The organism is Usitatibacter palustris (assembly GCF_013003985.1).
Classification (GTDB): Bacteria; Pseudomonadota; Gammaproteobacteria; order Burkholderiales; family Usitatibacteraceae; genus Usitatibacter; species Usitatibacter palustris.
The window spans coordinates 1,297,112-1,322,994 of the sequence record NZ_CP053073.1 but is presented as its reverse complement, the minus strand read 5'-3'; the positions used below and the strand labels follow the sequence as shown (position 1 = coordinate 1,322,994).

Genomic DNA, 25,883 nt, shown 5'->3' with positions numbered 1-25,883 from the left:
ACAAGAAGTCAGCCCCCGGACAGCGCGGCGATGATCAGGACCTCATCGGTGGACGCGAGCGCAGCGGCCAGGCCCGGCGCCGGCTCCCGGTTCACGAAGATGCGGATGTGCTGCCGGATCGCATCCTGCTCGTCGATCATCCGGAAGCGGATGCCGGGAAATTGCCGGTCGAGGTCGGCGAGGACTTCAGCGAGGGTCGCCCCGGCGGCCTGCACCTCGCGCCGGCCCGCGGTGTAGCTCACGAGCGGGCTGGGCAGCACGACCTTCATGCGACGAGCGCGGTCTCCACGGCGTAGATCTCGGGCAGGTGCTGGACCACGCAATGCCAGTTATCGCCCTCGTCGAAGCTCGCCCACACTTCGCCGCCGGTCGTTCCGAAGTAGAGGCCGACCGGATCGAGCGCGTCGGCCATCATCGACTGGCGCTTCACCGTGAACCAGCCCTGCCCCTTCGGCAGGCCCTGGTCGAGTCGCTTCCACGAATTGCCGGCATCGCGCGAGCGGAAGGCCGCGGGCTTGCCGCCGATGGGCACGCGCGGCCATACGGTCGTACCGTCCATCGGAAAGACCCAGAGCGTGTTCGGGTCGCGCGGATGCAGCACCATCGGGAAACCGATGTCGCCCACCGCCTTGGGCATGTTGTCGCCGATGCGTGTCCAGCGATCGGCCTTGCGGTCGAGGCGATAGATGCCGCAATGGTTCTGCTGGTACACCACGCCCGGCGCGGCGGCGCTCACCCTGACGCAATGCGGATCGTGGCCGTATTCGGCCTCGGGATCGGGAAGGAAATTCGCCTCGACGCCGCGGTTGAGGGGTTTCCAGCTCTTGCCCTCGTCGCGTGATTCGAAGACGCCGCCCATCGACATGCCGATCACCAGGTGGCGCGGGTCGAATGGGTCGACGTTGATCGAGTGCAGGGTCGCGCCATCGGGCGGGCCTTCCTCGCCCTTGTTGATCCACTTGTCGCGCATCGGGTGCTCGTTGAACCCCGCGACGCCTTGCCACGTCACGCCCGCGTCGTCCGATTGGAAGAGGGCTTGCGGCGAAGTGCCGGCATACCAGCGTCCCGGGTTGCGCGCATGTCCCGGCGTGAGCCAGAAGACGTGGTGCACGCTTTCGCCCGCCTCGCCTTCCGGAGCTTTCGGGAACGCGGGCGGTTTCGCGGCTTCCTTCCACGTCTTGCCCAGGTCGGTCGAGCGCATGACGGTGGGGCCGAGGTGCCCGGCGCGAACGGCGGCGAGGACCGTGCGCCGATCGCGCGGATCAATCACCGCATGATTGACGGTCTCACCGAGGAAGTGGGGCCCCTCCATCGACCAGCGCTTGCGAGCGCGGTCAGCCTTGATGACGAACAGGCCCTTGCGTGTTGCGACCAGGAGCCGGAGGCTCAGTCGTCGTCCTTCTTGATGAGGGACTTCAGCGAACCGAAGAGGCCCTTCTTCTCCTCGGGCGGCGGCGGCGCGGGCGCGCGCTGGGGCGGCGGTGCGACGTACGTCGGGATGGTCTTGGCTTTCGGCGGCGGCGGGGGCTGGCGTGCGTTGAGCGGCGACTTCTTCACGACGTCGGTCCAGGTGTTGGGCCGGCCGATGAAATACTTCGCGAACTCCTCGACCGCCTGCTCGTTGAACTCCTGCGCCATCAGCGCGAACAGATCGACTTCGAGCACGCCCACGTTCTTCGCGACGACCTTCATCTTGCCCGTCTCGTGGTCGCCCTCGAGCTTGCCCTGCACGCGGAAATCGCAGTTCACCTTGAAGATCTCGTGCGTGATGACCTTGCGATCGTTGCGGAACTGTTCGCTCTTGTGCTCGATGTTGTACGACCAGAGCGTGTCCCGGAACTTCTCCATCTCATCCGGGTTCTTCTTGATCGTGAGCACCTTGTCGGACCAGGCGCGGTAGGAGACGTGCACCTCGCCGTAGTAGTCCTTGTCGATGAAGTGCTTCGAGCGGAAATCGCAGAAGAAGTCCTTCACGATCAACCCGCCGATATCCCCGACCGTCGGAAGCTTGTACACGAACGGGCTGGGCATCGAGACGACGTTGAGCTGCTTACCCAGGTCGTTCAGGTACATGAAATTCCGGCGCAGCGCATGATCGACGGCCACGGCGTTGCCCCGGAGGCTTTCCGTTCGGTCTGTATCCTGCGCCTTGAGTGCGTCGGCTTGCTTCTTGAGATCGTCTAGGAGTCCCACGGGCCCTCGTAATTCCTGGCTGTTCCGGCAAAATCTTACCGCATCGTCACGCTTAGCGCAGGAGACATCTTGCCCCCCGTCACAAAGGCCGTGCTCGCCCTCGACCAGGGCACCACCAGCTCGCGCGCCATCGCCTTCGGGCGCGACGGACGCGTCCTGGGAGTGGCACAGCAAGAATTCCGCCAGATCTTTCCACAGCCCGGTTGGGTCGAGCATGACGCCGGGGAAATCTGGCGCACGCAACGCGACGTGGCCGCCCAGGCGCTCGCGAAGGCAGGCCTGTCCGCAGGCGAGGTCGCCGCGGTAGGAATTACCAACCAGCGAGAAACCACGGTCGTCTGGGATCGCAAGACCGGAGCACCCATCGCCCATGCGATCGTGTGGCAGGACCGACGAACCGCGGCGCGTTGTGACACGCTCCGACAGGCGGGTCACGAGGCCCTTTTCGCAGAACGCACTGGGCTGGTGCTCGACGCTTACTTCTCCGGGACCAAGCTTGCGTGGATCCTCGACAACGTCGCCGGCGCCAGGGCGCGGGCCGAGCGCGGCGAGCTCGCCTTCGGGACGATCGATACGTGGCTCGCCTGGAAGCTTTCGAATGGCGCGGCACACGTGACGGACGTGAGCAATGCCTCGCGCACACTGCTCTTCAATATCCACACGCTCGATTGGGACGACGAGCTCCTCGCGATCCTGGACATTCCGCGGGCGCTGCTGCCCCGGGTCGTCGCCTCGAGCGGTGTGGTTGCTACCACGGAGTGCGAGGGCCTGCCTCGCGGCATGGCGATCGCGGGCATCGCCGGCGACCAGCAGGCCGCACTCTTTGGCCAGGCCTGCCACCGCCCGGGCATGGCCAAGAACACCTATGGCACCGGCTGCTTCCTCCTCATGAACACCGGGGAACGTCCTGCGCGCTCGTCGCATCGCCTGCTCACGACCGTCGCCTGGAAGCGCCAGGACAAGACCCAGTACGCGCTCGAAGGCAGCGTGTTCATCGCGGGGGCGGCGATCCAATGGTTGCGCGACGGCCTCGGGATCATCAGCTCGGCGCCGGAGATCGAATCGCTCGCCGCCAGCGTTCCCGATGCGGGAGGCGTGTTCTTCGTGCCGGCGCTCGCGGGACTCGGCGCGCCCTACTGGGATCCGCGTGCGCGCGGCGCCATCGTCGGCCTCACGCGCGGCGCCACACGCGCCCACCTCGCGCGCGCCACGCTCGAGGCGATCGCCTTCCAGAGCGCGGAACTGCTCGAAGCCATGACGGCGGATGCGGCGATCCATCTCACCGAGCTTCGCGTCGACGGCGGCGCGACCGCGAGCAACCTGCTCATGCAAATGCAGGCGAACCTGCTGGGCGTGCCCGTCGTGCGGCCGAAGGTCACCGAGACGACGGCGCTGGGCGCGGCTTACCTCGCGGGCCTCGCGACCGGCTTCTGGCGCGATGAAGCGGAGATTGCCGCACTCTGGGAACGCGATCGCGTATTCGAACCGGCGTTGTCGCGCGATGCGGCGGCGACGCGCCTCGCAGAATGGAAGCGCGCCGTCGAACGGGCGCGCGACTGGTCACGGGATTCATGAAACTGCCACGCGAACGCCACGGCGCTGCAATCACGGGGGCCTAACCTTCGGGTTTCCCACCCCCCTGTCAGAGGCTTGCTCCTTTCCCCTCTGGTGGACCTTCCGCGACGGCAACGGCCGTCGCTTTTTTTTGGCCGGCTGGTCAGAGCGGTTCGAAGGCGATGTTGTGGCGCTTCAGCGTCGCAAGGATGAACGCGCGCCAGACCGGTTCGGGCTCCCACACGCGTCGCACGCTCTCCCACGCGGTTTCCGGCGAATCGCGCAGCGTGACCACTCGATGCAGGAACATGAAGGACGAAGCGCGAAGGTTGACCTGGCAATGCACCAGGACCTTGCGGCCCTTGAAGGCCGAAAGCGCCTGGGTGAACGCCTCGAAGTCGGAAGGCTGGGGCGCGCCGAACTTCACCGGAATGTTGAGATAGACGATTCCCTGCTTCCCGAGGATCAGCGGCTCGTCCTTCACCGCGTCTGACACCGTGGGCGGCGCGAGGTAGATCACGGCCTGGTAGCCCTGCGCACCGAGTTTCTCGAGCATCGCCGCCGTGGGCTGGCCCGACGTCGCGAGCGACGGCGTGATCTCGACGAAATTCACCGGACGCTCGTCCTGCCCCTGCGCACTGGCCGCGGATACCGCGAACGCGACGATGGCCGCGCCAAGGCGCAAGGCGTTCATGCCGCGGGTGGATCGGCTTTCAGGAAGTGCTGGCGATAGTGCCGCAGCTCGTCGATCGACTCGTGCACGTCGGCGAGCGCTTCGTGCTTGCCGTGCTTGGTCACGCCCGCGAGGACATCGGGACGCCAGCGCTTGGCGAGTTCCTTCAGCGTGGACACGTCGATGATGCGGTAGTGCAGGTACGCGTCGAGCAACGGCAGGTAGAGCGCCATGAAGCGGCGGTCCTGGTGGACGGTGTTGCCACAAAGCGGCGCCACACCCTGGGCCACGAGGGGCTTCAGGAAGGCAACGAGTTGCGCATCCGCCTCGGCCTCGGACAACGTCGAGGACTTTACCTTGTCGACGAGGCCCGAACGCGTGTGCGTGGCGGTATTCCACGAGTCCATGCCCGCAAGAACGGCATCCGGCTGGTGGATAACCAGCACCGGCGCCTCGGCCAGGACGTTCAATTGGGAGTCGGTGACCACCATCGCCACCTCGAGCACGCGCTCGCGGTCGGGAACGAGGCCCGACATCTCCATGTCTATCCAAACGAGCGGGGTGCTGTCCTGTGCCATAGAATTCGCGCAATCGACCGGGAGCGGATTGTGTCACGCCGCCCGGCCTTCGCCAAACGACATGAACACCTACGCCACCATCTTCCTCGCCTTCCTGGCTGCCGGCCTCGCCGCCCGGGCGTGGCTCGCGCTGCGCCATGCGCGGCACGTCACCGCCCACCGTGACCAGGTCCCGGCCGACTTCGCGGCGATCATCTCGCCGGAAGCCCACCGGAAGGCGGCGGACTACACGCTCGCCAAGCTGCGCTTCGCGCTGATCGAGATGGTCGTGCTCGACGGGGCGCTCGTGCTCCTGCTCACGCTGGGCGGCGGTCTTGCCGCGCTCGACTCCATGGCCGCGCGCGCCTTCGGCGACGGCGCCCTCCGGGGGCTGGTCACGCCGTTCGCGCTCATGGCCGTGATGGCGCTCAACGCCCTGCCCTTCGACCTGTGGCGCACGTTCGTGATCGAGGAACGCTACGGCTTCAACAAGACGACGCCGGCGACGTTCTTCGGCGACCTCATCAAGGGCGCGGTGCTCTCCGTCGCCCTGGGCGCGCCACTCCTGCTCCTCATCTTCTGGTTCGTGAGCACGACCGGCGCGCTGTGGTGGCTCTACACGTGGATCGCGTGGGTCGTCTTCACCGGGTTCCTGGTCGCGGCCTACCCGCGCTGGATCGCGCCGCTCTTCAACAAGTTCACGCCGCTCGAGGAAGGTGAAGTGCGCCGGCGCATCGAGGCCCTGCTCGGCCGCTGCGGCTTCCGCGCCGATGGCCTGTTCGTGATGGATGGCTCGAAGCGCTCGAGCCACGGGAACGCGTACTTCACGGGCCTGGGGCGCACCAAGCGCATCGTGTTCTTCGACACGCTCCTCGAGCGCCTCACACCCGAGGAGATCGAGGCGGTGCTCGCGCACGAGCTCGGCCACTTCGCGCGCGGCCACATCCCGCGCATGCTCCTGGTTCGATTCGCGCTCGCGTTCGTGCTGCTCGCGTTCATGGGCTGGTTGCTCGCCACCCCGGGATTCGCGCACGCGCTGGGCCTGGGCCATCCGGCTCATATCGGCGCGGCGCTCGCGGGCTTCGCGCTCGTGCTGCCTGCCCTGCTCTTCCCTTTCCAGCCGATCGGCGCCGTCCTCTCGCGCAAGCAGGAATTCGAAGCCGATGCCTATGCGGCGCAGCACGCGTCTGCCACGGGTCTGGTCACCGCGCTCACCAAACTCTACCGCGACAACGCGGCCACGCTCACGCCCGATCCGCTGCACTCGCTGGTGTATGATTCGCATCCCCCGGCGGCCATCCGCATCGCCCACCTCAGGAATCCATGAACGAGCTGGCCCGCAAGAAATGCGTTCCGTGCGAAGGCGGCGTTGCGCCCCTCACGCCGCAGCAGGTCGGGCCGATGCTCAAGGGCCTGCAGGGCTGGGCGCTCGACGGCAAGATGATCGCGAAGACCTACTCGTTCAAGAACTACTACGAGACGATGGCCTTCGTGAATGCCGCCGCGTGGATCTCGCACCGGGAAGACCACCACCCCGACATGGCGGTGGGCTACAACCAGTGCAAGGTGAGCTACGTCACGCACGCGATCGACGGCCTCTCCGAGAACGACTTCATCTGCGCTGCGAAGCTCGACGCGCTGTTCGACCTCTGAACCTTCCCACCCCACGATGACGACGCGTCGCGAGCGCGAGCAGCAGGTCGTTGTCGAGGGACGCGTGGTCGCCGACTTCGGCCGCGAATTCCTCGTGGAGCTCGCCGACCGCCGCCAGATCGTGTGCACCCGCAAGGGCAAGCGGCAGGACGCCGCGTGCGGCGACTTCGTCGAGGTGAAGCTCACGGGCTCGGCGCAGGGTTCGATCATCCGCGTCGGCACGCGCCGCAATCTCCTGTTCCGCTCCGACGAGTGGAAGGAGAAGATGCTCGCCGCCAACGTCGACCAGGTGGTGATCCTGGTCGCGCCCAAGCCCGTGTTCAGCGAGGCGTTCCTGAACCTGAGCCTCGTGGCCTGCGAGGCGGCGCGCATCCCGGTGGTGATCGCGCTCAACAAGAGCGACCTTCCCGAGCACGCCGCGACGCTCGCCTCGCTCAAGCTCTACCAGAAGATCGGCTACCTCGTGCTATCGATGTCGGCCAAGTCGGACATCGCGCCGCTGATGCCGCACCTCGAGGGGCAGCTCACGCTGCTCGTGGGCCAGAGCGGCGTGGGGAAATCCAAGACGGTGAACGCGCTGGTGTTGAGCGACGTCGCGCGCGTCGGCGAGCTCACGGCCTCGCGCGAGACCGGCGCGCACACCACGACCTTCTCGCGCATGTACCGGCTCGACAAGGACACGGTCATCATCGACACGCCGGGTTTCCAGTCGTTCGGTCTCTTCCACCTCACCGAGGACCAGATCGGCGAGGCGATGCCCGAGTTCCGCCCCTTCCTGGGCACGTGCAAGTTCAACGACTGCGCGCATCGCAACGAGCCCGGCTGCAAGGTGATCGAGGCCGCCTCGCGCGGCGAGATCAAGGCCGAGCGCCTCTCCTTCTACCAGGTGCTCATCGAGCAGCATCGCGAGCTGCACGAGTCGCATCCCGACTGGAAGAAGTAGGCCGCTAGGCGCGAAGCCTAACGGGAATGCGCCGCCGGCCGAATTGGCTCGCCGCTTCGAACGCCACGAATCGCCCGGGAATCTGCGTCGCACACTCGGGACAACGCCCATCCGCCGTCAGCCGGCAGGCATCGATGCGATGCCAATCGCGCTCGATCAACGCGGTGCGGCACGAGGGGCAGAAGGTCGTCCCGCCCTCGCGATCGTGGACGTTGCCCGTATACACGTAGCGCAGCCCTTCTTCGATCGCGATGTTCCGCGCGCGCGTAAGCGTTGCCGCCGGCGTGGGCGGCAGGTCGGTCATCTTGAAATCCGGATGGAACGCAGTGAAGTGCAGCGGCACATCGGGCCCCAGCTCCGCCATGATCCAGCGGCATTCCGCACGGACTTCTTCGGGTGAGTCGTTCTTCCCTGGGATCAGGAGCGTGGTGATCTCGAACCAGACGTCCGTGTGGTGCTTCAGGTAGACGAGCGTGTCGAGCACGGGAGCGAGCTTCGAGCCGGTGAGCTTCACGTAGAACTCGTCCGTGAAGCCCTTCAGGTCCACGTTGGCGGCGTCCATCTTCGCGTAGAACTCGCGGCGCGGCTCGGGGCTGATGTAGCCCGCGGTCACGGCGACCGTGAGGATGCCCTGCGCACGGCATGCATCGGCGACATCCATCGCGTACTCGGCGAAGATCACCGGATCGTTGTAGGTGAACGCCACACTCCTGCAGCCCGAGCGCGCCGCGGCGTTCGCGATCGCCTCGGGGCTTGCCTCGTCCATCAGCCGGTCCATGTCGCGCGATTTCGAGATGTCCCAGTTCTGGCAGAACTTGCACGCGAGGTTGCAGCCCGCGGTGCCGAAGGAAAGGACCGCGCTGCCCGGGAGGAAATGGTTGAGCGGCTTCTTCTCCACCGGATCGATGCAGAAACCCGACGAGCGGCCGTAGGTCGTGAGGACCATCGCGTTGTCCACGCGGGCGCGCACGAAGCAAGCGCCCCGCTGGCCCTCGTGGAGCTTGCAGTCGCGCGGGCACAGATCGCACTGGATGCGGCCATCGTCGAGCGCATGCCACCAGCGACCGGGATGCCGCGAGCCTTCGAGCGCGTCAGCGGCGACTGCGGTCATCGACGAACTTCTCGACCGTATAACGCGTGATGCGCAGGTCGGGATGCCAGAAGCGCGGCGGCAGCGCGGCCTTGCGCCGCAGCTCGCTGAGGAATTGCGTGGGATCGGGAATGCTCTGCCAGACCTGCGGCAGGAAGGTCGCGCTCGAGCCCGCGTACTCGAGGTAAATGCCGTCGATGCCGGGGCGAAGGTTCGCGATGGCCTCGGACTCGCTGACAGCGCGAACGGGGCTGCGCGGCGAAAGGACCGAGACCTCGACCTCGAGCGCATCGAATTCATCGCTCGTGACGGGCGGGAAGCGCGGGTCATTGAAGGCGGCCCTGCGCGCGTTGTGCGCAACGTCGGCACCAAGCGGCCGGCGCGCGTCGATCGAGCCGATGCAGCCACGCAGGTCGCCCAGCTTGTGCAAGGTGACGAACGTCGCGGCCTTCTCCAGCAACCACGGGTCTTCATGGCCCGGTGGGGCCGAAAGGCCGAGCGCTTCACCGATCGCCGCGCGCGCAATGTCGACGAGCACGACGCCCCGCGGCGCGCGATCAGGCATGGCCACGCTCATGGAACGCGAGCGCCGCGTAGCCGACGACGCGATCGCGTCCGCCCGCGGTATCGCCGGAGTTGCGCAGGTCCACCAGCTCCACGTCGAGCGCACGCCGGCGCGCGACCTCGATGAGCCCGTTGATCGGCGCCGCGCCGCACGCCGTCTCCGGCACGAGGCACGGGTCGAGTCGAAGAATCTGTTCTACCGTCGCACGATCGATCACGCGGGCTTCGTCGTACGGGTGGTAGTGCGAAAGATCGGAGCTGACGACCACGAGCGTCTCCGGCCCTCCCCAGACGACTTCGAGGAGCTGGGCCATCTCGTCGATCGACGCGTCGCCCACCACGAGCGGGAGGAGCGAGAACGTCCCGAGCACGCGCTGCAGGAACGGCACGTGCACCTCGAGGGAATGCTCGAGCGCGTGCGCCCGGGTGCTGGACTCGACAAAGGGCAGCGCGAGGACGCTGGCGGCTGCGGCCCGGTCAATGGGAACCGAACCGAGCGGCGAGTCGAACGCTTCAACGTCCGGCAGGGCCACGCCGCGAACGTAAACGCGATGCGCGGGGCCGGCCAGCACGACGCGGCGAATGCGGCCGCGCAACGGCGAAAGGCGGGCATAGACGCTCGCCGCGATGGCCCCGGAATACTGGTATCCGGCGTGGGGGGCGATGATCGCCTTGGGCGCAGGCCCGTGGGCCGGTGCCGCATCGGCGAGGAACGCGGCGACCTCGGCCGAAAGCACCGCAGGGTCGCGCGGATAGAAGGAACCCGCCACGGCGGGGGGACGAATGGATGGCATGGACCACCTCCGCAGGACTACGGAGATGGGACTAGCGTAGCACCGTCAAAGTTTCAGGGATGCCTTCACTTTGCCCGCGCGTTCGTGCCGCGCGACGAGCTCGATTGTCGTGCCCTTGCGCGCGCGCACTGTCCACTCCGCCTGGCCGCGATCGGCAGTCACGTGGAGGTCGGGCAGGAACGCCTGGAGCGTGACCTTGTTCGCGCGCCCTTCGAGCTGCAGCCCCTCGATGCGGGGCTTCCCACCGACGAGCGATGCGCCCTTCGGCAGCTCGATCTCGTAGACCACGCCGCGCGTGATCTTGCGCTCGAGTGCGCGCTTGGAGACGTAGCTCGGCAGGTAACCGGAGTTCTGCACGGCGATGCGCACGCGCCACGTGTCACCCCCGAGCGACTCCACCTCGGTCTTCAGCAGCTCGAGCCTGGGAAGCGTGAGCGCCTGCCAGACGATCCACTCGGGGAAGCGCTTCACTTCTCGCTCGATGTACTTCGCCGGCGGATTGCGGAAGGTCGCGAGCTTGTTCCAGCCGCCGAGCTCCACGGGACCGAGCTGCGGATGGTTGAACGGATACCACTTCACGTAGCCTTCGCCGCCCAGTTCCTTGTCGCTCCACGCGATGAGCTTGAGGTCATCCTCGGGCGGATGCTCCCGATACCAGTCGATGAAGTGATAGCTCTCGATCCCGGCTTCCTTCACCGGCGCCCAGATCTCCACCGTCCAGAAGAACGCGCCCTGGTGCTCGTACAGCCAGTCGAACGCACCCGTGATCACCTGCTTCGGGTGGTACTTGAAGTCGTGGAAGATGGAGATGTTGGGGTAGCCCGTGAGCTCCGTGCTCTTCTTGCCGAAGAGCTTGTAGAGCCAGAGGTCCTCGGCGTGCATCTCGTCGTCGGCCTGCGTGGAAAGCGGCCGCAGGATCACGCCGCTGTGCGTGTGAAACGAAACGCCGCCGCCGATGTTCGGGTGCTTCACGATGAAATCGACGACCGCGCGCACTTCCGGCTCGGACGTCGGATACGGCCCCGCGCCGAACTGCTGGAACTCCTGGCGCCAATCGACGGGGAAGTTGCGATTGAGGTCGAGGCCTTCCTTGTCGCGGTTCACGCGAATCTCGACGCCGTCGTAGTTCCTGAGCGTGCCTTCGGGGACGATGCGCCAGTACTTGCCGCCCTGTTCCGCGGGATCGCGCGGCGTCATCAGGCGCGGATCCGAGGGATGTTCCTTGTACGCGCCGTTCGAATCGGCGATGCGCATCGAGAGGATGCGCCCGTCGCCATCGACGTCCTCGACGTCGAGTCCCTCGACCGGATCCTCGTCGAATGGATAGGGCCGCGTCGAGGAGCGGATGTACTTGGGCTTGTCGGCGAGCGCCCATTCCGCGCCGTCCGGATTGATGCGCGGGCAGACATAGAAAGCGCGGGTGTCGAGCAGTCGCGTGATGTCCTCGCGCTTGCCGTGCTGGTCCTCGAACGTCTTCAGCAGGTAAAGACAAGCGGTCGAGGCCGTGAGCTCGCCCGCGTGGATGTTGCCGTCGAGCCAGAACGCCGGCTTGTCGGCGGCAGGCCCGGTCTTCGTGTTGGTGACCGTGACCAGCCAGATGTCGCGGCCCTCATGGCTCTTGCCGATGCTCTCGAGCTCGAAGAGATCCGGGTGCCGTTGGGCGAAGCCTTGCAGGTGGGTGGTGAGGTCGGCGTAGCGGTAGAAGCGGTCGAAGCGCAGTTCCATGAGGTCGTTCTAGGAGGATCGGTTCTTTCGCAGGAGCTTCCACGCGCGCGGGCCGACGAGCACGACCGCGGTGATGGCAAGCAGCGTGGCACTGATGGGGTGGGTGACGAGCACGGTGAGATCACCCTGGCTGATCGAGAGCGCGCGCCGCAGCTGCTGCTCGGCCAGCGGCCCGAGGATCAGGCCCACGATCACCGGCGCCACGGGGAAATCGTAGCGACGCATGATGAAGCCGGTGAGGCCCACGCCGTAGAGCAGGAACACGTCGAAGGCCGATTGGCGCATTCCGTACACGCCCAGCGTGGCGAAGACGAGGATGCCCGCGTAAAGCTGCGGCTTCGGAATCGCGAGCAGCCTCACCCAGATGCCCACGAGCGGAAGATTGAGGATCACCAGCATCACGTTGCCGATGTAGAAGCTCGCAATGAGGCCCCACACCAGGTCCTTGGAGCTGATGAACAACAACGGCCCGGGCTGCAATCCGTATTGCTGGAACGCCGCGATGAGGATGGCGGCGGTCGCCGACGTGGGAATGCCCAGCGTGAGCAGCGGAACCATCGCGCCCGTGACGCTCGCGTTGTTCGCGGCTTCGGGCCCGGCCACGCCTTCGATGGCGCCCTTGCCGAACTCTTCCGGATGCTTCGAGAGCTTCTTCTCGATCGCATACGACAGGAACGTCGGGATCTCCGCGCCGCCCGCGGGCATGCAGCCGAAGGGGAAGCCGATCGCCGAGCCGCGCAACCACGGCCCCCACGAACGTTTCCAGTCCGCCGCATTCATCCACACGCGGCCCTTTACCTTCTCGAGCGTTTCGTCGAGGGCCTGCAGCTTCGAGGCGCTGTAGAGCGTTTCGCCGACCGCGAACAAGCCGACTGCGATGGTCACCACTTCGATGCCGTCCATCAGCTGCGGCACGCCGAAGGCGAAGCGCGTCTGGCCGGAGGTCGCCTCGATGCCGACGAGGCCGATCGCCAACCCGACGAACAGGCTCGCCAGGCCGCGCAGTGCCGAGTTGCCGAGAACCGCCGACACGGTCGTGAAGGCGAGAACCATCAGCGAGAAGTAGTCCGCGGGGCCGAACTTGAGCGCGAGCTCCACGACGACCGGCGCGAGGAACGTGACCAGCACGATCGCGAGCGTGCCGGCGATGAATGAACCGATGGCGGCGGTTGCGAGCGCGGGTCCGGCCCGTCCGCGCTTGGCCATCTGGTTGCCTTCCATCGCGGTCACGATGGTGGCCGATTCGCCCGGAGTGTTGAGCAGGATCGACGTGGTCGAGCCGCCGTACATCGCACCGTAGTAGATGCCGGCGAACATGATGAGCGCGCCGGTGGGTTCGACCTTCGTCGTGAGCGGCAGCAGCAGCGCGACCGTGACCGCGGGCCCCACGCCGGGCAGCACGCCCACGGCGGTGCCGAGCAGCGCACCCAGGAACGCGAGCATGAGGTTGTTCGCCGTCAGCGCGACGGCGAAGCCGCCCATCAGGGCCTGCAGGGTCTCCATCATTTCGGGATCGGCAGGATGCCGGCGGGCAACGTCATGCCCAGGCCGTAGTTGAACGCCACGAAGATCGCGGCGGAGAGCACCAGGCCCACGACGATGTTGAGTCCGTAGCGGCGGCTGTTGAATCCGCGCGCGCACAGCACGTAGAGCGCGGTGCAGGCGATGACGAAGCCGCCCTTCTCGATCACCAGGCCCGCGACGATGAGCGAGGCGCTGATCCAGCCGAACGACGCCCAGTCCATCGGCATCGCCGCTTCGGCGGCTTCATCGACGCCGATGAAGCCGTGGCGCCAGACATCGACCACCAGGCCCAGGCCGATCACCACGAGGCCGATGCCGATCAGCACGGGGAAGAAACGCGGGCTCACGCCCGCGTAGCCGGCGCCGCCCTCGATGGTCGGCGTCAGCGCGAGCATCACGACGCCGATGGCCGCCACGCCGGCGGCCACCGCGAACTGATGCCAGGGGCCTCGCACGCAGCCCTACTTCTTGAGGCCGAGGCTTCCGAGGATGTCGCCGATGCGCTTGTTTTCATCCTCGACATACTTCGCGAACTCGTCGCCCGCGATGTAGATGCCGAGCCAGTCGAACTTCTTCAGCGTCTCCTGCCAGGCCGGGCTCTTCACCGCCTTCTCGACCGCGGCGATGAGTTCCGCCTTCTGCGCGGGCGTGATGCCGGGGCCGGCGAAGATGCCGCGCCAGTTGAAGAGCTCGACATCGATGCCCTGCTCCTTGAGCGTGGGCACTTCGATGCCGGGGATGCGCGCCGGCGACGAGAGCGCGATCGCGCGCATCTTGCCGCTCTTCACGTGCTCCGCGAATTCACCCCAGCCCGATACGCCGACCGTGACCTGGCCGCCGAGGATCGAAGCCACCGCCTCCCCGCCGCCCTTGTAGGGGATGTAGTTCACCTTCGCCGGATCCACGCCCGACGCGCGCGCGATCATGCCCGCGAGCAGGTGATCGGTGCCGCCGGCGCTGCCGCCGCCCCACGAAACACTGCCCGGGTTGGCCTTCAGCATCGCGACGAGACCCTTCATGTCCTTGATCGGCGAGGACGCGGGCACGACGAGCACTTCGAATTCGCCCGTGAGGCGCGCGATCGGCGTGACCTGCGAGAGCGTGACGGTGGACTTGTTGAGGATGATCCCGCCGACCATCACCATGCCGCCGATCATCACCGCGGAGCCATCGCCCTTGGCGGAGTTCACGAACTGCGCGAGGCCGATGGTGCCGGCAGCACCACCTTTGTTGTCGTACTGGATGCTCTTCGCCGAACCTGCTGCCTGCATCGCAGCACCGAGGTTGCGCCCGGTCTGGTCCCAGCCGCCGCCCGGATTCGCGGGGATCATCATCTTCACACTGTCGAGCGCCATGGCCGGTGCCGCGAAGCACAATGCGGCCGCCACCGCGGCAAGACGCGTCCTGGAAATCGCAAACATGGGAACTCCTCCGTCGAGATGTGTTCTGGTATTCCCGACCTGATCGATCGGGTGTCGCGGAAAGTCTACGCGAGTTGCAACGCAGCCGCGAGAAGGTAGGCCACGAGCCACACGATGAGCGAGCGCCACAGGAGTCCCTGCAGGCTCGCGAGCGCGTCTTCGCGCGCGGGCTCGCCCGTTCCCAGCGCGGGACGATCGATCAACGCACCGCCGAGGGCGATCGGGTCGCCCAGGCGCACGCCCAGCGCGCCCGCACCGCTCGCGAGCACGATGCCTTCATCGGGACGCAGCCAAAGCGCCGCCTGCGAGCGCCAGCAGAAGAGCGCGTCCTCGAAATCGCCGACGATCGCGAACACGAACGCGCTCACGCGCTGCGGGATCCAGTCGATCACGAAGAACGCGCGCGTCGCGAACCAGCCGAAGTCGCGCTCGGAGGGATCGACGCTTTGCTCCCACGTGCGCGCCGCGCGCCGCGCGAGCGGATGCACGACGAGGCCGATCGGCCCCGGGAGCAGCAGGAACCAGAAGAGCATCGCGAAGGCGCCGTGGTGCGCTTCGCGCAGCGCATGTTCGCCGGCGAGGCGCGCGATCGAACTGGCCTCGTCGATTTCGACGGGCTCCCCTTGCCAGAGCGCAAGCGCATTGGCTGCCGCCACGGGCTGCCCGTCGCGCAGCGCCGCCTCGATCGCGGCGACATGGCGCACCGTCGCGAGGAAACGCAGGCTCGCGTAGAGCACCACCACGTTGAAGATCCAGAGCACGACCGGATGAATGGCCGCGGCGGCCGCGGTGACCAGCGCGACAGGCACCAGCACCAGCGCCATCAGCGCCAGCCACGCGAGGATGCCCGAGTTTCGGTCGCCGGCATTGAGGCGCTTGGCCGCGGAAAGGCACAGGCGCCCATACAGGGCGTGGAGGTGCTGGCGACCGTCGCCCGGCCAGGTATTCCGGGCAAGCAGCGCGACGAGGAGGGCGAGGAGGCTCAAGATAATCCGGGGCGGAGGTGGGGATTATAATGGCCGGTCCACAGAGGAGAAAATTCATGCACAAGAAGCTGATCGCAGGACTGGCCACGGCGCTCGTCGCGCTCACGGCAAGCGCACAGGATTACCCGACCCGCCCGGTCACGATGATCGTCCCGTACGCGGCCGGCGGCCCGACCGACACCGTGGCCCGCGTGCTCGGCCAGTACATGACCAAGCCCATGGGCCAGACGGTGGTTGTCGAGAACAAGCCCAGCGCGGGCGGCATCCTCGGCCCCGAAGCCGTGAAGACCGCGAAGCCCGACGGCTACACGATCCTGATCCACCACATCGGCATGGCCACCACGCCGACGCTCTACCGGCAACTGCGTTACGACCCGCTCAAGGATTTCGAGTACATCGGCCTCATCAACGAAGTTCCGATGACCATCATCGGCAAGAATGACCTACCCGCGAAGAACCTTACGGAGCTGATCGCCTACATCAAGGCGAACAAGGACAAGGTCACCTACGCCAACGCCGGCGTCGGAGCCGCCTCGCACCTGTGCGGCATGCTCTTCATGAGCGCGATCAAGACCGACGTGCTGACCGTTCCCTACAAGGGCACGGGCCCGGCGATGAACGACCTGCTGGGCGGCCAGGTGGACTTCATGTGCGACCAGACGAGCAGCACCACCGGCCAGATCAAGGGCGGCAAGGTGAAGGTCTATGGCCTCACGTCCAAGCAGCGCGTCGCCTCCCTCCCCGACGTGCCCACGCTCGACGAGCAGGGCCTCAAGGGCGCCGAGGTCGGCATTTGGCACGCGCTGTACGCGCCGAAGGGCACGCCCAAGGCGGTGATCGACAAGCTCGTCGCCTCGATGCAGGCCGCACTCAAGGATCCGGAACTGCTCAAACGCTACGCCGACATGGGTGCCGTCACGTACCCGGCCGACAAGCAGAACCCGGCCGCGCTGCAAGCCCACCTCAAGGCGGAGATCGACAAGTGGGCGCCGCTGATCAAGAAGGCCGGCGTCTACGCCGATTGAACAAAAAAAAAGCTCCACCGGGTGACCCGGTGGAGCTAACCGCTCTCGGAGGAGAAACGCCGGCATCTCTGCCGGCGTTTTCTATTTGCAACGACCGTGCCAAGTTGATTTACCCCGCAATAACCCCGCCTGAAGGCCCTTTGCGCGGGTTTTTTCCCCGAATTGGTGCGAAATAGGTTTCGATTCTGGTGCGGTCGGCGTCCACATCCTCGCCCGGCTCGATCGTCGGACCGAAGCGGATCTCCTTCTTGTCGTAGTCGAGCGCCGCCAGCACCACGGGCACGCCCGCGCCTCGCGCGATGTGCAGGAACCCCACCTTGAAGTGCTCCACGTGGCTGCGCGTGCCCTCGGGCGCGACGACGAGCACCTGGCTTTCGGTCTGCGCGAACGAGGCGATCGATTCGCCCACCACGCCGTGCGAGCTGGTGCGATCGACCGGAATGCCACCCATCCATCTAAGGAATGGCGCGAACGGCCAGACGAAGATCGTGTGCTTGGCCAGGAACGAAAGCTTCAGGTCGAGCGCGAACATCACGCACATGCCCATGACGAAATCCCAGTTGGACGTGTGCGGCGCGACCGCGATCACGTACTTGGGGACGTTGGGGAATTCGCCGGCGGTATTCCAGCCGTAGGCGCGCAGAAGCGTGCGGCCCAGGAAACGCGTCGCCGCGCTGCCCCGGCGCGGGACACGCGGCGCCACGTCGATAATGTGCATCACTGGAAGTACGTCGCCGCCGCCTTCAGGTCGACGTTGCCGCCGGAGATCACGATTCCGACGCGCTTGCCGCGAACGTCGATCGGGCCGTCGAGCACCCCTGCGGCGCCGAGCGCCCCGGTGGGCTCGACCACGAGCTTCATCCGCTCCCAGAGGAAGCGCATCGCTTCGACAAGCTGCGCGTCGGTCACGGTGATGACGTCGTGCACGTGGCGCAGCACGAGCGAGAGCGTGAGCTCGCTCGGCGCCTGCGTGCGCGCGCCATCGGCGATGGTGTCGGGTACGGCGATCTTCTCGATGCGCTTGGCGCGGAAGGAGCGCTGCACGTCATCGCCGGCGGCCGGCTCGACGCCGATCACCTTGATGCCCGGCGACAGGTGCTGTGCGGCGATCGCACTGCCCGAGAGCAGGCCTGCGCCACCGCAGCAGACGAACAGGTATTCGAGAGGGCCGATTTCCTCGATCAGCTCCTTCGTGGCCGTGCCCTGCCCGGCCACGATGTCCGGGTGGTCGAACGGCGGGATAAGCGCGCTGCCACGGTCGTCGGCGAGCTTCTGCGCGACCTTCTCGCGGCTTCCCTCGGCGCGATCGTAAAGGACGATCTCGGCGCCGTAGCCCTTGGTCGCGGCAATCTTCACAGCCGGCGCGTCGTGGGGCATGACGATAACCGCGGGGACGCCGAGCAGCTGCCCGGCGAGCGCGACGGCCTGCGCGTGGTTGCCTGACGAAAAGGCCACGACACCGCGCTTGCGCTGCGCTTCATCGAGCTTCGCGAGCGCGTTGTAGGCGCCACGAAACTTGAACGCGCCCATGCGCTGGTAGTTCTCGCACTTGAAGTACGCCTCGCAGCCTGCGCGTTCGTCGAACTGACGCGACGTGGCCACGGGCGTGCGGTGCGCGACGCCTTCGATGCGCTGCGCCGCGGCCGCGACGTCGGAATAGGTGACGCTCACTCGAGGGTGATGTTGCCGTCGAACGAAACGGTGAGGTCCACGCCCTCGATGGTCAGCGTCATCTTCGCCGGGAGGGTCTCGTTGCCCTTGAGCTTCCCCGAGGCGGTGGCCTTCTCGATCGCGACTTCGATCTCGCGTTGTGATTGGACGCCCACGACCTTGAGGAACTTGCGGATGCTCATGTTGAAATTTTCGGGATTCATGCGATGCCTCTTCTAGGTACGGGTGATCACGCCGAGCGCGTCCCTGAGGGTGTCCTCGGGCAGGTCATTCACGCTCTGCGCGAGGATGTCGGCTTCGGTCGCGACGGACTCGGGGAGCTTGCGGCTCTCCATCAGCGCCACGAACTGCGCGGCCGCTCCCGCTACCTTGAGCAGCTTGGTGCGCTCGGCCATGAGGATCTCCAGCTCCTTGCTGAGCATGAAGGTGCCGGTGTTCTGGTGTTGGTTTGCCGCGGACATGTTGCGTTCCTTCGCTGGCCAAACCGTAATTCTACCCTTCGGCGCGGATCAGCCCGCGCGCGCCAGCGGGAGATTCCCCAGCAGATTCTGGGGTTTTAGCTTGAGCGTGCGGTCGGGACGGAATCCCAGGCCGATGTAGACCGCGCTGCCGCGGATCTGCGGCAACACATCCTCGGGATTGCGGAACTGGAGAATGAAGAGCGCGGCCAGTCGCTCGTGATCCTCGGGCGCGACGGTCTCACCCTGGTAGAGCGCGTTCAGGATGGCGGTCGAATCCACGTCGAGCCCCACGTGCCAGCGCCAGCGCGCGTCCTGCACGCGACCCACCGGCTCGATCGTCGTGGCCACGCCGAGGAAGTGGCCGATCCATTTCTCCAGCACCTGCGCGAGCGCGGCCGCGCCCTCGCGGCCCGGAGTGAGGTCGAGCAGGAAACTGAAAAGCTCGTCGCGCATGAAATAGATGGGCGCGTTCTCGCGCGAGAGGACATCCATCTTCGGCGGTTCCATCGCGACGTCCTGGCTGCGCAGCAGCCGGCCCATGTTCCCGAAGCCACCGGTCTCCGAAAAGACCTCGACCGTCGCCGCATCCGCAGCGAGCACGACGCCGCCCTCGGTGCTGACACGCTGTTTGCGAAACAGCAGCTCGGCGGCACGGCACAGCCAGGGATCGTCGGTCCCGTCGAGAATGCCGCGAACGATCACCTGCGCGAGCGCATCGACGAACGGCGGCGCGATGCCGACCTCTGCCTCGCGAAAGAGCGACGCGTAGCAGGCCTCGAGCGTCGGGTGCGCCAGCACGCGATCGCGAAACCGGAGGAAGTGAGTCCAGTTCTCGCGCGCATCGGCGTCTTCGACGGCGGCAAGCTCCGTTGCCTCGACGCGCAGGCGCGGCTTCGCCTGGAGGCGCGCATGCAAGTGCCGCTCCGCGGGCCCTGCTTCGTCGGGGGGAAGGAGTTCCTCGCGATCGAGGAACCGGGAGAGCCACGCGTCCGTGGCCACGAGGCCGCCATCCGCCGAGCGCTCGAGCAGCGTGAAGCCGCTCGAGGCCCAGAAGTCTTGATGACTTGTCATCCTGAGGAGCGAAGCGGCAAGAAGGACCTCCTGAGCGCGCGAAGGATCTGCTTTACATACAAATCCGCTGCGCTGTTCAAGCAGGTCCTTCGGGCCTGCGGCCCTCAGGATGACAGGGAACGATCAACTGCCAATCGTCGCAACGTCAGGTAGGGGAAACCCGTTGAAATTGCTCGCGTACGCAGTGGTGTACGCGCCGGCGTTCTTGATGAAGATGAAGTCGCCTTCCTGCAGGTCGCCCGGAAGGAGCTCGTCACGCATCACGACGTCGACGGAATCACACGTGGGGCCGGCCACGTTCCACGCGACGGGTTCGCCATCGCGATCGGTGTAGATGTTGTAGCGCAGGCCCTCGGTGGTCTCGATCACGCCGCCGAACACGCCCGCGTCCCAATACATCCAGCGCTGGTCGTTACGGGTGGCCGTGCCCACCACGCGGCAGATGAAGTAGCCCGCGTCGGAGACGAGGTAGCGGCCGGGCTCGGCGATGATCTGGATCTCGGGCCCGAAGTGGCGCAGCTCGCGGTTGATGAGGTCCGCGATCGTCTCGATCGACGGCATCGGCTTCACGTGGCGCACGGGGTAGCCGCCACCAAGGTTGAGCAGGCGCGGCTTGAGGCCGGCGGTGCGCATCGATGCGAACACCTTGCGCGCGCGCTCCATGCCCACGCGCCAGTTTTCCGGATTCAGGCACTGCGAGCCCACGTGGAAGGTCACGCCGGCGAGGTCCGCCTGGCACGCGGCTGCGGCCAGGATGATCTCGGGCACGTCATTCATGTGCGCGCCGAACTTGCCCGCGAGCGGCCAGTCGCTGCCGATGTTGGGCGCGTCGATGCGCAGGTACATCTTGGCATCGGCCTTCACCGACTTGACCTTGACCACTTCCTCGACGCAGTCCACGACGTACCACTCGACGCCCTTGGCCGCGGCGTACTCGAGGTAGGCGCGCGACTTCATCGGGTTCGAATAGAAGATCTCCGCGACCGGCACGCCGAGCGACAGCAGCAGGTCGAGTTCCGCGATCGACGCGATCTCGAAGCCCGAGCCTTCCTGGATCAGCACCTTCAGGACGCGCGGATCGGGATTCGCCTTCACCGCGAAGTGCGGGCGCACGCGCGGCAGCGCGGCACGAAAACGCTTCGTCTTCGCGCGGACGATATCCAGGTCGATCAGGAGGACGGGCTTCTTGTACCCGTGCTTGGCGAGGTGCTTCTTGACGCGGTCGAAGTCGAGACTGACTTCGGGATGGGTATCCAGCGGGAACTGGGGCTGCGGGCGGAGGTTCTTGACGGTGGCAGATCGTGGCATTGCAGGCTTGGATACCTCCCCGGGGGGCCCTGAAAATCCTGTTAAGAAAGAGTCCCTTAGGACTCGCTTTCGAGAAAAACGCGCGAATTATAGGGCAAGAACCGGAGCATGCGGAAAGTATTTGCCCCTGCGTTGCGGGAAAACCCTCGATACCGGCCCGCGGGGCGTTGCAAACGTCACATCTTGGGCAGCGTCACGCCCGCCTGTCCCTGGTATTTCCCTCCGCGATCCTTGTACGACGTCTCGCAGACCTCGTCGGACTCGAAGAAGATCACCTGGGCCACCCCTTCGTTCGCGTAGATCTTGGCAGGAAGCGGCGTGGTGTTGGAGAACTCGAGCGTGACGTAGCCCTCCCACTCGGGCTCGAAGGGCGTCACGTTCACGATGATCCCGCAGCGGGCGTACGTGGATTTCCCGAGGCACACGGTGAGGACGTTGCGCGGGATGCGGAAGTACTCGACCGTGCGGGCGAGCGCGAACGAATTGGGCGGGATGATGCACACCGGCCCGCTGAAATCGACGAACGACTTGGGATCGAACGCCTTCGGGTCGACGATCGTCGAGTTGATGTTCGTGAAGATCTTGAAGTCGGTGGAGGCCCGGATGTCGTAGCCGTAGCTCGACGTGCCGTACGAGACGATTCGCTTGCCATCGACCTCGCGCACCTGCCCGGGCTCGTACGGCTCGATCATGCCGTGCTGCTCGGCCATCTTGCGGATCCACTTGTCGCTCTTGATGCTCATGGCTCGATCTACGTGTTCTGGATGACGATCTTCGGGAACATCCCCGAGCGGTCCTCGCCCTGCTTGGCGATGCGCGCCGCGATCTTGCGGGCGATGAGCCGGTAGGCCGCGGCGATCGGGCCGTCGGGCTCGGAAACCACCGTGGGCTTCCCGGCATCGGCCTGCTCGCGAATCCTGATGTCGAGCGGCAGGCTGCCCAGCAGCTCGACGCCGTAATCCTTGCTCATGCGCTCGCCACCGCCCGCGCCGAAGATGTGCTCGGCATGGCCGCAGTTCGAGCAGATGTGCACCGCCATGTTCTCCACGATGCCGAGGATGGGAATGCCCACCTTCTCGAACATCTTGAGGCCCTTGCGCGCATCGATGAGCGCGATGTCCTGGGGCGTGGTGACGATCACCGCGCCGGTGACCGGGACCTTCTGCGCGAGGGTGAGCTGGATGTCACCAGTTCCGGGCGGCAGATCGACCACGAGGTAATCGAGATCGCGCCACTTGGTCTCGGTGAGGAGCTGCTCGAGTGCTTGCGTGACCATGGGCCCGCGCCAGACCATCGGCGTGTCGGGTTCGATCATGAAGCCCACGCTCATCGCCTGGAGGCCGTGGCCTTCCATCGGCTCCATGGACTTGCCGTCCTTCGAGCTCGGCCGCCCGGTGATCCCGAGCATGAGCGGCTGCGACGGGCCATAGATGTCGGCGTCGAGCATGCCGACGCTGGCCCCTTCGGCAGCAAGCGCCAGCGCGAGGTTCACGGCCGTGGTGCTCTTGCCCACGCCGCCCTTGCCGGACGCCACGGCGATGATGTTCTTGATGCCCGGAACCAGCTTCACGCCCTTCTGCACGGCGTGCGAGACGACCTTCGACTGGACGTTGGCACTCACCTGCGAAACCCCGGGGAGCTTCGCCACGCGCTCGACCACCTGCGCACGCACGCTTTCGAGCACGCTGCGGGCCGGATAACCGAGCACGAGGTCGAGCGAGACGCGCTCGCCATCGATCTTCACGTTCCGGGCGCTCTTCGCCTCGACGTAATTGCGTCCCGTGACGGGGTCGATCAGCTCGGAGAGCGCGTCGAGGACGTCTTTTTCGGAAACAGGCATGGGATCGGTGGTGCGGGGGCGTTTCGAGAGCGCAATTCTAAAGCAATTTGTTATGATCGCCTTGCCTCGAAAACTCCCGTTCATGCCCCGCAAGCTCTTCGTCACCACAGCGCTTCCCTACGCGAACGGCCCGTTCCACATCGGGCACATCATGGAGTATGTGCAGGCCGACATCTGGGTTCGCTACCAGCGGCTGCAGGGGCACAAGGTCAATTTCGTCTGCGCCGACGACACGCACGGCGCGCCGATCATGCTGAAGGCCGAGTCCGAGGGCACCACGCCCGAGGCGCTCATCGCGGCCGTGGGCGAATCCCACAAGCGCGACTGGGCCCGCTACCTCATCGGCTTCGACCACACGTACACGACGCACTCCCCGGAGAACCGCGAGCTCGCCGGCGAGATCTTCACCGTCCTGAAGAAGGACGGCTTCATCGAATCGAAGACCATCGAGCAGTTCTTCGACCCGGTGAAGGGCATGTTCCTGCCCGACCGCTACATCAAGGGCGAGTGCCCCAAGTGCGGCACCAAGGACCAGTACGGTGATTCCTGCGAGAACTGCGGGGCCGTGTATGCCGCGACGGACCTGAAGAACCCTTTCTCGGCGCTCACCGGCGCCAAGCCGGTCATCAAGAAGACCGATCACTTCTTCTTCAAGCTCTCCGATCCGCGCTGCGTGGCCTTCCTCAAGGAATGGACGCAGGACGGCAAGCTCCAGCCCGAGGTCTCCAACAAGGTGCTCGAGTGGCTCGACGGCGGGCTCAACGACTGGGACATCACCCGCGACGCGCCCTATTTCGGCATCGAGATCCCCGGCGCCAAGGGCAAGTACTTCTACGTCTGGCTGGACGCGCCCATCGGCTACCTCGCCTCGCTGAAGAACTTCCTCGAGAAGAAGGGCCAGGACTTCGACAAGTACCTCGCCGACCCGAAGGTCGAGCAGATCCACTTCATCGGCAAGGACATCATCTACTTCCACACGCTGTTCTGGCCGGCGATGCTGAAGTTCTCGAACCGCAAGGTGCCCGACAACGTCTACGTCCATGGCTTCCTGCAGCTCTCGGGCGAGAAGATGTCCAAGTCGCGCGGCGTCACCGTGAGCCCGCAGAAGTACATCGACCTCGGCCTCAACCCGGAGTGGGTGCGCTACTACCTGGCCGCGAAGCTCAACGGGCGCGTCGAGGACCTCGACTTCAATCCCGAGGATTTCCTCGCCCGCGTGAATTCGGACCTCGTGGGCAAGTACGTGAACATCGCGAGCCGGGCGGCGGGCTTCATCGCCAAGCGCTTCGCCGGCAAGCTCTCCGACGAACCGCTCTCCGCCGGGCGCGAGCTCAAGCACAAGATGCGCGGCAATCTCGCCGCGCCGGCTGCACCGGCCGCGGTGGACGACCAGGCGCCGTCGATCCTCTTCGAGGTGCGAAGCTTCGCCGACCCGATCGCCGCCGATTACGAGGCCCGGGAGTTCGGCAAGGCGATCCGCCAGGTGATGTTCCTCGCCGACCGGATCAACCAGTACGTCGACGAGCAGAAGCCCTGGGAAATCGCCAAGGAGGCGGGCCAGGACGCCGCGCTGCAATGGTTCTGCACGCTCTACCTCGAGCTCTTCCGGATCCTCACCGTCTACCTGAAGCCCGTCCTGCCGAAGGTCGCGGAGGACGTGGAAGCCTTCCTCGCGCTCGCCAAGCCCCTGCAGTGGGAAGACGTCGCCAATCCGCTCAAGGCCGGCCACACGATCCAGCCGTATCGCCACCTGGTGTCGCGCGTCGAATCCAAGCAGATCGACGAGCTGCTGGCACCTCCCGAAGAGGCGAAGCCCGAGACGGCGAAGCCCGCGGCCGCTGGTGACGCGCCTGAGTTCCGCCTGGAGCCCGTGGAGCCCCCGAAGCCGCCCGTGCTGCTGCCAGTCGCGGAGATGATCTCGATCGACGATTTCGGCCGCATCGACCTCCGCATTGCCCGCATCGTCGACGCGGAGCTCGTGGCCGATGCCGACAAGCTCCTCAAGCTGACGCTCGACATCGGTATCGAGAGCCGCACGGTGTTCGCGGGCATCCGCTCGGCCTATACGCCGAAGGACCTCATCGGCCGCCTGACCGTCATGGTCGCCAACCTCGCGCCACGCAAGATGCGCTTCGGCGAATCGCAGGGCATGGTGCTCGCCGCCGGCGACGGCAACTCCATCTACCTTCTCTCCCCCGACTCCGGCGCCGTGCCGGGCATGAGAATCAAATAGCCGGCCGTTCGGTCGGCCCCTTGATTCTCATCCTGGGCTCACGAGGGATCTGCTTTCCGCTTCCCAGAAAGTGAAACGCCCACCGGTTAGGGCGGGCGTTGAGGTGTGCGCCTCGTGGGTGTTATTTTTTATCAGCCGAACGAAACGTCGCTCACCTGTTCATAGGGAAGCTCGTCGGCCGTGACGATTTCGGAGTAGGCCGGCGCAGCGCGCTCGCCGCCGTATGTCATGTCCCAGACCTGTTCCTGCGGGGTCTCGGCGCTGTTGAGCGCAACCACGGTGGTGGCCGCGGCGCTGGCTTGGGGGTTGTCGATCGAGTCGGCGTTGGCCGGCAACAGGGCGAACACACCAAAAGCCATGATCGTGAGCGCGCCGGTGACCACTGTTTGTTTCACGTTCATCGTTGTTCTCCTTATTGCGTGATTGCGTGGGTTTGTTCGTTCGGCGGCTTTGTTTGCCCGCCTTCTGAAGACGAGCCCATCGTGTTCCTCGGCGCCGCAATCGCCTGTGATCGATTCCACAACTCGGGCCCAACGGGATTACAGCGGTAGGAATGGCGCATTACGGCTGTAAGGAAGTGGGGCAGAATCGCGCCCA

General features: G+C 66.0%; 28 protein-coding genes. 6 read left to right on the top strand and 22 right to left on the bottom strand.

From position 1 onward, the window contains the following. Positions 1–8 precede the first annotated feature (8 nt). From DSM104440_RS06815 to DSM104440_RS06805, 3 genes are all read right to left on the bottom strand, one after another. Entirely contained in the window at positions 9–269 is a 261-nt protein-coding gene (locus DSM104440_RS06815) for a MoaD/ThiS family protein (protein ID WP_171161280.1), read from the bottom strand. Further along, positions 266–1,270: a beta propeller repeat protein gene (locus DSM104440_RS06810; protein ID WP_246212109.1), complete on the bottom strand. Its 1,005-nt coding sequence runs from the start codon at positions 1,268–1,270 to the stop codon at positions 266–268. Before DSM104440_RS06810 ends, DSM104440_RS06815 begins: the two co-directional genes overlap by 4 nt. Before the next feature lie 116 nt (positions 1,271–1,386). After that, positions 1,387–2,193: a hypothetical protein gene (locus DSM104440_RS06805; protein ID WP_171161279.1), complete on the bottom strand. Its 807-nt coding sequence runs from the start codon at positions 2,191–2,193 to the stop codon at positions 1,387–1,389. A 69-nt stretch (positions 2,194–2,262) separates the two neighbouring features. On the opposite strand from DSM104440_RS06805, the gene glpK reads away from it, so the two are divergent. Next, the gene (gene glpK, locus DSM104440_RS06800; RefSeq protein ID WP_212758247.1) at positions 2,263–3,768 is read left to right on the top strand and encodes a glycerol kinase GlpK; all 1,506 of its coding nucleotides are present in this window, start codon (positions 2,263–2,265) and stop codon (positions 3,766–3,768) included. 142 nt (positions 3,769–3,910) lie between these two features. Here the strand turns inward: glpK and DSM104440_RS06795 are convergent, their stop codons facing one another. Both DSM104440_RS06795 and orn read right to left on the bottom strand, forming a co-directional pair. Further along, positions 3,911–4,441, bottom strand: a complete 531-nt coding sequence (locus DSM104440_RS06795) for a protein tyrosine phosphatase family protein (protein WP_171161278.1) — start codon at positions 4,439–4,441, stop codon at positions 3,911–3,913. Next, a complete protein-coding gene (orn, locus tag DSM104440_RS06790; protein WP_171161277.1) occupies positions 4,438–4,998 on the bottom strand; it encodes an oligoribonuclease in 561 nt (186 codons plus the stop codon). Before orn ends, DSM104440_RS06795 begins: the two co-directional genes overlap by 4 nt. Positions 4,999–5,059: 61 nt before the next feature. Here orn and DSM104440_RS06785 point away from each other — a divergent pair, with 61 nt between their 5' ends. From DSM104440_RS06785 to rsgA, 3 genes are read left to right on the top strand one after another with little or no spacing between them, the layout of a single operon-like run. Next, positions 5,060–6,304, top strand: a complete 1,245-nt coding sequence (locus DSM104440_RS06785) for a M48 family metallopeptidase (protein ID WP_171161276.1) — start codon at positions 5,060–5,062, stop codon at positions 6,302–6,304. Next, positions 6,301–6,630 carry a 4a-hydroxytetrahydrobiopterin dehydratase gene (locus DSM104440_RS06780; protein WP_171161275.1) on the top strand — a complete coding sequence of 110 codons (330 nt, stop codon included), beginning with the start codon at positions 6,301–6,303 and terminating at the stop codon, positions 6,628–6,630. The genes DSM104440_RS06785 and DSM104440_RS06780 overlap by 4 nt, the downstream gene beginning before the upstream one ends. A 16-nt stretch (positions 6,631–6,646) precedes the next feature. Beyond that, positions 6,647–7,573 (top strand): ribosome small subunit-dependent GTPase A, encoded by a 927-nt coding sequence (gene rsgA, locus DSM104440_RS06775; RefSeq protein ID WP_171161274.1) that lies wholly within the window; start codon positions 6,647–6,649, stop codon positions 7,571–7,573. 4 nt (positions 7,574–7,577) lie between these two features. Here the strand turns inward: rsgA and amrS are convergent, their stop codons facing one another. The 8 genes from amrS to ampE form a co-directional block, all read right to left on the bottom strand. Continuing rightward, on the bottom strand, positions 7,578–8,684 hold the full coding sequence (gene amrS, locus DSM104440_RS06770) for an AmmeMemoRadiSam system radical SAM enzyme (RefSeq protein WP_171161273.1): 1,107 nt from the start codon (positions 8,682–8,684) through the stop codon (positions 7,578–7,580). Beyond that, positions 8,665–9,228, bottom strand: coding sequence for an AmmeMemoRadiSam system protein A (gene amrA, locus DSM104440_RS06765; RefSeq protein ID WP_246212108.1), 564 nt, complete (start codon positions 9,226–9,228; stop codon positions 8,665–8,667). The genes amrS and amrA overlap by 20 nt, the downstream gene beginning before the upstream one ends. Further along, the gene (gene amrB / locus DSM104440_RS06760) at positions 9,221–10,021 is read right to left on the bottom strand and encodes an AmmeMemoRadiSam system protein B (RefSeq protein ID WP_171161271.1); all 801 of its coding nucleotides are present in this window, start codon (positions 10,019–10,021) and stop codon (positions 9,221–9,223) included. The genes amrA and amrB overlap by 8 nt, the downstream gene beginning before the upstream one ends. Before the next feature lie 45 nt (positions 10,022–10,066). Next, complete coding sequence (locus DSM104440_RS06755; protein ID WP_171161270.1) at positions 10,067–11,746, bottom strand: M14 family metallopeptidase; 1,680 nt, start codon at positions 11,744–11,746, stop codon at positions 10,067–10,069. 9 nt (positions 11,747–11,755) lie between these two features. Further along, on the bottom strand, positions 11,756–13,252 hold the full coding sequence (locus DSM104440_RS06750; RefSeq protein ID WP_212758246.1) for a tripartite tricarboxylate transporter permease: 1,497 nt from the start codon (positions 13,250–13,252) through the stop codon (positions 11,756–11,758). Further along, positions 13,249–13,725: a tripartite tricarboxylate transporter TctB family protein gene (locus DSM104440_RS06745; RefSeq protein ID WP_171161269.1), complete on the bottom strand. Its 477-nt coding sequence runs from the start codon at positions 13,723–13,725 to the stop codon at positions 13,249–13,251. The genes DSM104440_RS06750 and DSM104440_RS06745 overlap by 4 nt, the downstream gene beginning before the upstream one ends. A 6-nt stretch (positions 13,726–13,731) precedes the next feature. Then, on the bottom strand, positions 13,732–14,691 hold the full coding sequence (locus DSM104440_RS06740; protein WP_171161268.1) for a Bug family tripartite tricarboxylate transporter substrate binding protein: 960 nt from the start codon (positions 14,689–14,691) through the stop codon (positions 13,732–13,734). A gap of 65 nt (positions 14,692–14,756) precedes the next feature. Continuing rightward, positions 14,757–15,677, bottom strand: coding sequence for a regulatory signaling modulator protein AmpE (gene ampE / locus DSM104440_RS06735; RefSeq protein ID WP_171161267.1), 921 nt, complete (start codon positions 15,675–15,677; stop codon positions 14,757–14,759). 56 nt (positions 15,678–15,733) lie between these two features. Between ampE and DSM104440_RS06730 the strand changes: the two genes are divergently transcribed. Next, positions 15,734–16,702: a tripartite tricarboxylate transporter substrate binding protein BugD gene (locus tag DSM104440_RS06730; protein WP_171161266.1), complete on the top strand. Its 969-nt coding sequence runs from the start codon at positions 15,734–15,736 to the stop codon at positions 16,700–16,702. Between the two features lie 109 nt (positions 16,703–16,811). On the opposite strand, the gene DSM104440_RS06725 is transcribed toward DSM104440_RS06730, so the two are convergent. The 8 genes from DSM104440_RS06725 to apbC form a co-directional block, all read right to left on the bottom strand. Next, positions 16,812–17,420 carry a lysophospholipid acyltransferase family protein gene (locus DSM104440_RS06725; RefSeq protein ID WP_171161265.1) on the bottom strand — a complete coding sequence of 203 codons (609 nt, stop codon included), beginning with the start codon at positions 17,418–17,420 and terminating at the stop codon, positions 16,812–16,814. Further along, positions 17,420–18,373 (bottom strand): threo-3-hydroxy-L-aspartate ammonia-lyase, encoded by a 954-nt coding sequence (locus DSM104440_RS06720; RefSeq protein WP_171161264.1) that lies wholly within the window; start codon positions 18,371–18,373, stop codon positions 17,420–17,422. The genes DSM104440_RS06725 and DSM104440_RS06720 overlap by 1 nt, the downstream gene beginning before the upstream one ends. Further along, positions 18,370–18,576: a DUF6494 family protein gene (locus DSM104440_RS06715; protein WP_171161263.1), complete on the bottom strand. Its 207-nt coding sequence runs from the start codon at positions 18,574–18,576 to the stop codon at positions 18,370–18,372. The genes DSM104440_RS06720 and DSM104440_RS06715 overlap by 4 nt, the downstream gene beginning before the upstream one ends. A gap of 12 nt (positions 18,577–18,588) precedes the next feature. Next, positions 18,589–18,834 carry a hypothetical protein gene (locus tag DSM104440_RS06710; RefSeq protein WP_246212107.1) on the bottom strand — a complete coding sequence of 82 codons (246 nt, stop codon included), beginning with the start codon at positions 18,832–18,834 and terminating at the stop codon, positions 18,589–18,591. 48 nt (positions 18,835–18,882) lie between these two features. Continuing rightward, on the bottom strand, positions 18,883–19,905 hold the full coding sequence (locus tag DSM104440_RS06705) for a DUF6352 family protein (protein ID WP_171161262.1): 1,023 nt from the start codon (positions 19,903–19,905) through the stop codon (positions 18,883–18,885). Positions 19,906–20,028: 123 nt separating this feature from the next. Then, positions 20,029–21,213 (bottom strand): type III PLP-dependent enzyme, encoded by a 1,185-nt coding sequence (locus DSM104440_RS06700; RefSeq protein WP_171161261.1) that lies wholly within the window; start codon positions 21,211–21,213, stop codon positions 20,029–20,031. Between the two features lie 176 nt (positions 21,214–21,389). Next, positions 21,390–21,956: a dCTP deaminase gene (gene dcd, locus DSM104440_RS06695; protein ID WP_171161260.1), complete on the bottom strand. Its 567-nt coding sequence runs from the start codon at positions 21,954–21,956 to the stop codon at positions 21,390–21,392. Positions 21,957–21,964: 8 nt separating this feature from the next. Further along, positions 21,965–23,053: an iron-sulfur cluster carrier protein ApbC gene (gene apbC, locus DSM104440_RS06690; RefSeq protein ID WP_171161259.1), complete on the bottom strand. Its 1,089-nt coding sequence runs from the start codon at positions 23,051–23,053 to the stop codon at positions 21,965–21,967. A gap of 82 nt (positions 23,054–23,135) precedes the next feature. Here apbC and metG point away from each other — a divergent pair, with 82 nt between their 5' ends. Further along, entirely contained in the window at positions 23,136–25,286 is a 2,151-nt protein-coding gene (gene metG, locus DSM104440_RS06685) for a methionine--tRNA ligase (protein WP_171161258.1), read from the top strand. A 131-nt stretch (positions 25,287–25,417) separates the two neighbouring features. Here the strand turns inward: metG and DSM104440_RS06680 are convergent, their stop codons facing one another. After that, positions 25,418–25,687, bottom strand: coding sequence for a hypothetical protein (locus DSM104440_RS06680; RefSeq protein ID WP_171161257.1), 270 nt, complete (start codon positions 25,685–25,687; stop codon positions 25,418–25,420). Positions 25,688–25,883: the final 196 nt, after the last annotated feature.

What these genes read in the sequence shown, in the direction of transcription:
- DSM104440_RS06815 (WP_171161280.1), bottom strand. Translation starts at nt 269, where the DNA reads ATGAAGGTCGTGCTGCCCAGCCCGCTCGTGAGCTACACCGCGGGCCGG.
- DSM104440_RS06795 (WP_171161278.1), bottom strand. Translation starts at nt 4,441, where the DNA reads ATGAACGCCTTGCGCCTTGGCGCGGCCATCGTCGCGTTCGCGGTATCC.
- orn (WP_171161277.1), bottom strand. Translation starts at nt 4,998, where the DNA reads ATGGCACAGGACAGCACCCCGCTCGTTTGGATAGACATGGAGATGTCG.
- DSM104440_RS06785 (WP_171161276.1), top strand. Translation starts at nt 5,060, where the DNA reads ATGAACACCTACGCCACCATCTTCCTCGCCTTCCTGGCTGCCGGCCTC.
- DSM104440_RS06780 (WP_171161275.1), top strand. Translation starts at nt 6,301, where the DNA reads ATGAACGAGCTGGCCCGCAAGAAATGCGTTCCGTGCGAAGGCGGCGTT.
- rsgA (WP_171161274.1), top strand. Translation starts at nt 6,647, where the DNA reads ATGACGACGCGTCGCGAGCGCGAGCAGCAGGTCGTTGTCGAGGGACGC.
- amrS (WP_171161273.1), bottom strand. Translation starts at nt 8,684, where the DNA reads ATGACCGCAGTCGCCGCTGACGCGCTCGAAGGCTCGCGGCATCCCGGT.
- amrA (WP_246212108.1), bottom strand. Translation starts at nt 9,228, where the DNA reads ATGCCTGATCGCGCGCCGCGGGGCGTCGTGCTCGTCGACATTGCGCGC.
- amrB (WP_171161271.1), bottom strand. Translation starts at nt 10,021, where the DNA reads ATGCCATCCATTCGTCCCCCCGCCGTGGCGGGTTCCTTCTATCCGCGC.
- DSM104440_RS06755 (WP_171161270.1), bottom strand. Translation starts at nt 11,746, where the DNA reads ATGGAACTGCGCTTCGACCGCTTCTACCGCTACGCCGACCTCACCACC.
- DSM104440_RS06750 (WP_212758246.1), bottom strand. Translation starts at nt 13,252, where the DNA reads ATGATGGAGACCCTGCAGGCCCTGATGGGCGGCTTCGCCGTCGCGCTG.
- DSM104440_RS06740 (WP_171161268.1), bottom strand. Translation starts at nt 14,691, where the DNA reads ATGTTTGCGATTTCCAGGACGCGTCTTGCCGCGGTGGCGGCCGCATTG.
- DSM104440_RS06730 (WP_171161266.1), top strand. Translation starts at nt 15,734, where the DNA reads ATGCACAAGAAGCTGATCGCAGGACTGGCCACGGCGCTCGTCGCGCTC.
- DSM104440_RS06725 (WP_171161265.1), bottom strand. Translation starts at nt 17,420, where the DNA reads ATGCACATTATCGACGTGGCGCCGCGTGTCCCGCGCCGGGGCAGCGCG.
- DSM104440_RS06715 (WP_171161263.1), bottom strand. Translation starts at nt 18,576, where the DNA reads ATGAATCCCGAAAATTTCAACATGAGCATCCGCAAGTTCCTCAAGGTC.
- DSM104440_RS06710 (WP_246212107.1), bottom strand. Translation starts at nt 18,834, where the DNA reads ATGTCCGCGGCAAACCAACACCAGAACACCGGCACCTTCATGCTCAGC.
- DSM104440_RS06705 (WP_171161262.1), bottom strand. Translation starts at nt 19,905, where the DNA reads ATGACAAGTCATCAAGACTTCTGGGCCTCGAGCGGCTTCACGCTGCTC.
- DSM104440_RS06700 (WP_171161261.1), bottom strand. Translation starts at nt 21,213, where the DNA reads ATGCCACGATCTGCCACCGTCAAGAACCTCCGCCCGCAGCCCCAGTTC.
- dcd (WP_171161260.1), bottom strand. Translation starts at nt 21,956, where the DNA reads ATGAGCATCAAGAGCGACAAGTGGATCCGCAAGATGGCCGAGCAGCAC.
- apbC (WP_171161259.1), bottom strand. Translation starts at nt 23,053, where the DNA reads ATGCCTGTTTCCGAAAAAGACGTCCTCGACGCGCTCTCCGAGCTGATC.
- metG (WP_171161258.1), top strand. Translation starts at nt 23,136, where the DNA reads ATGCCCCGCAAGCTCTTCGTCACCACAGCGCTTCCCTACGCGAACGGC.
- DSM104440_RS06680 (WP_171161257.1), bottom strand. Translation starts at nt 25,687, where the DNA reads ATGAACGTGAAACAAACAGTGGTCACCGGCGCGCTCACGATCATGGCT.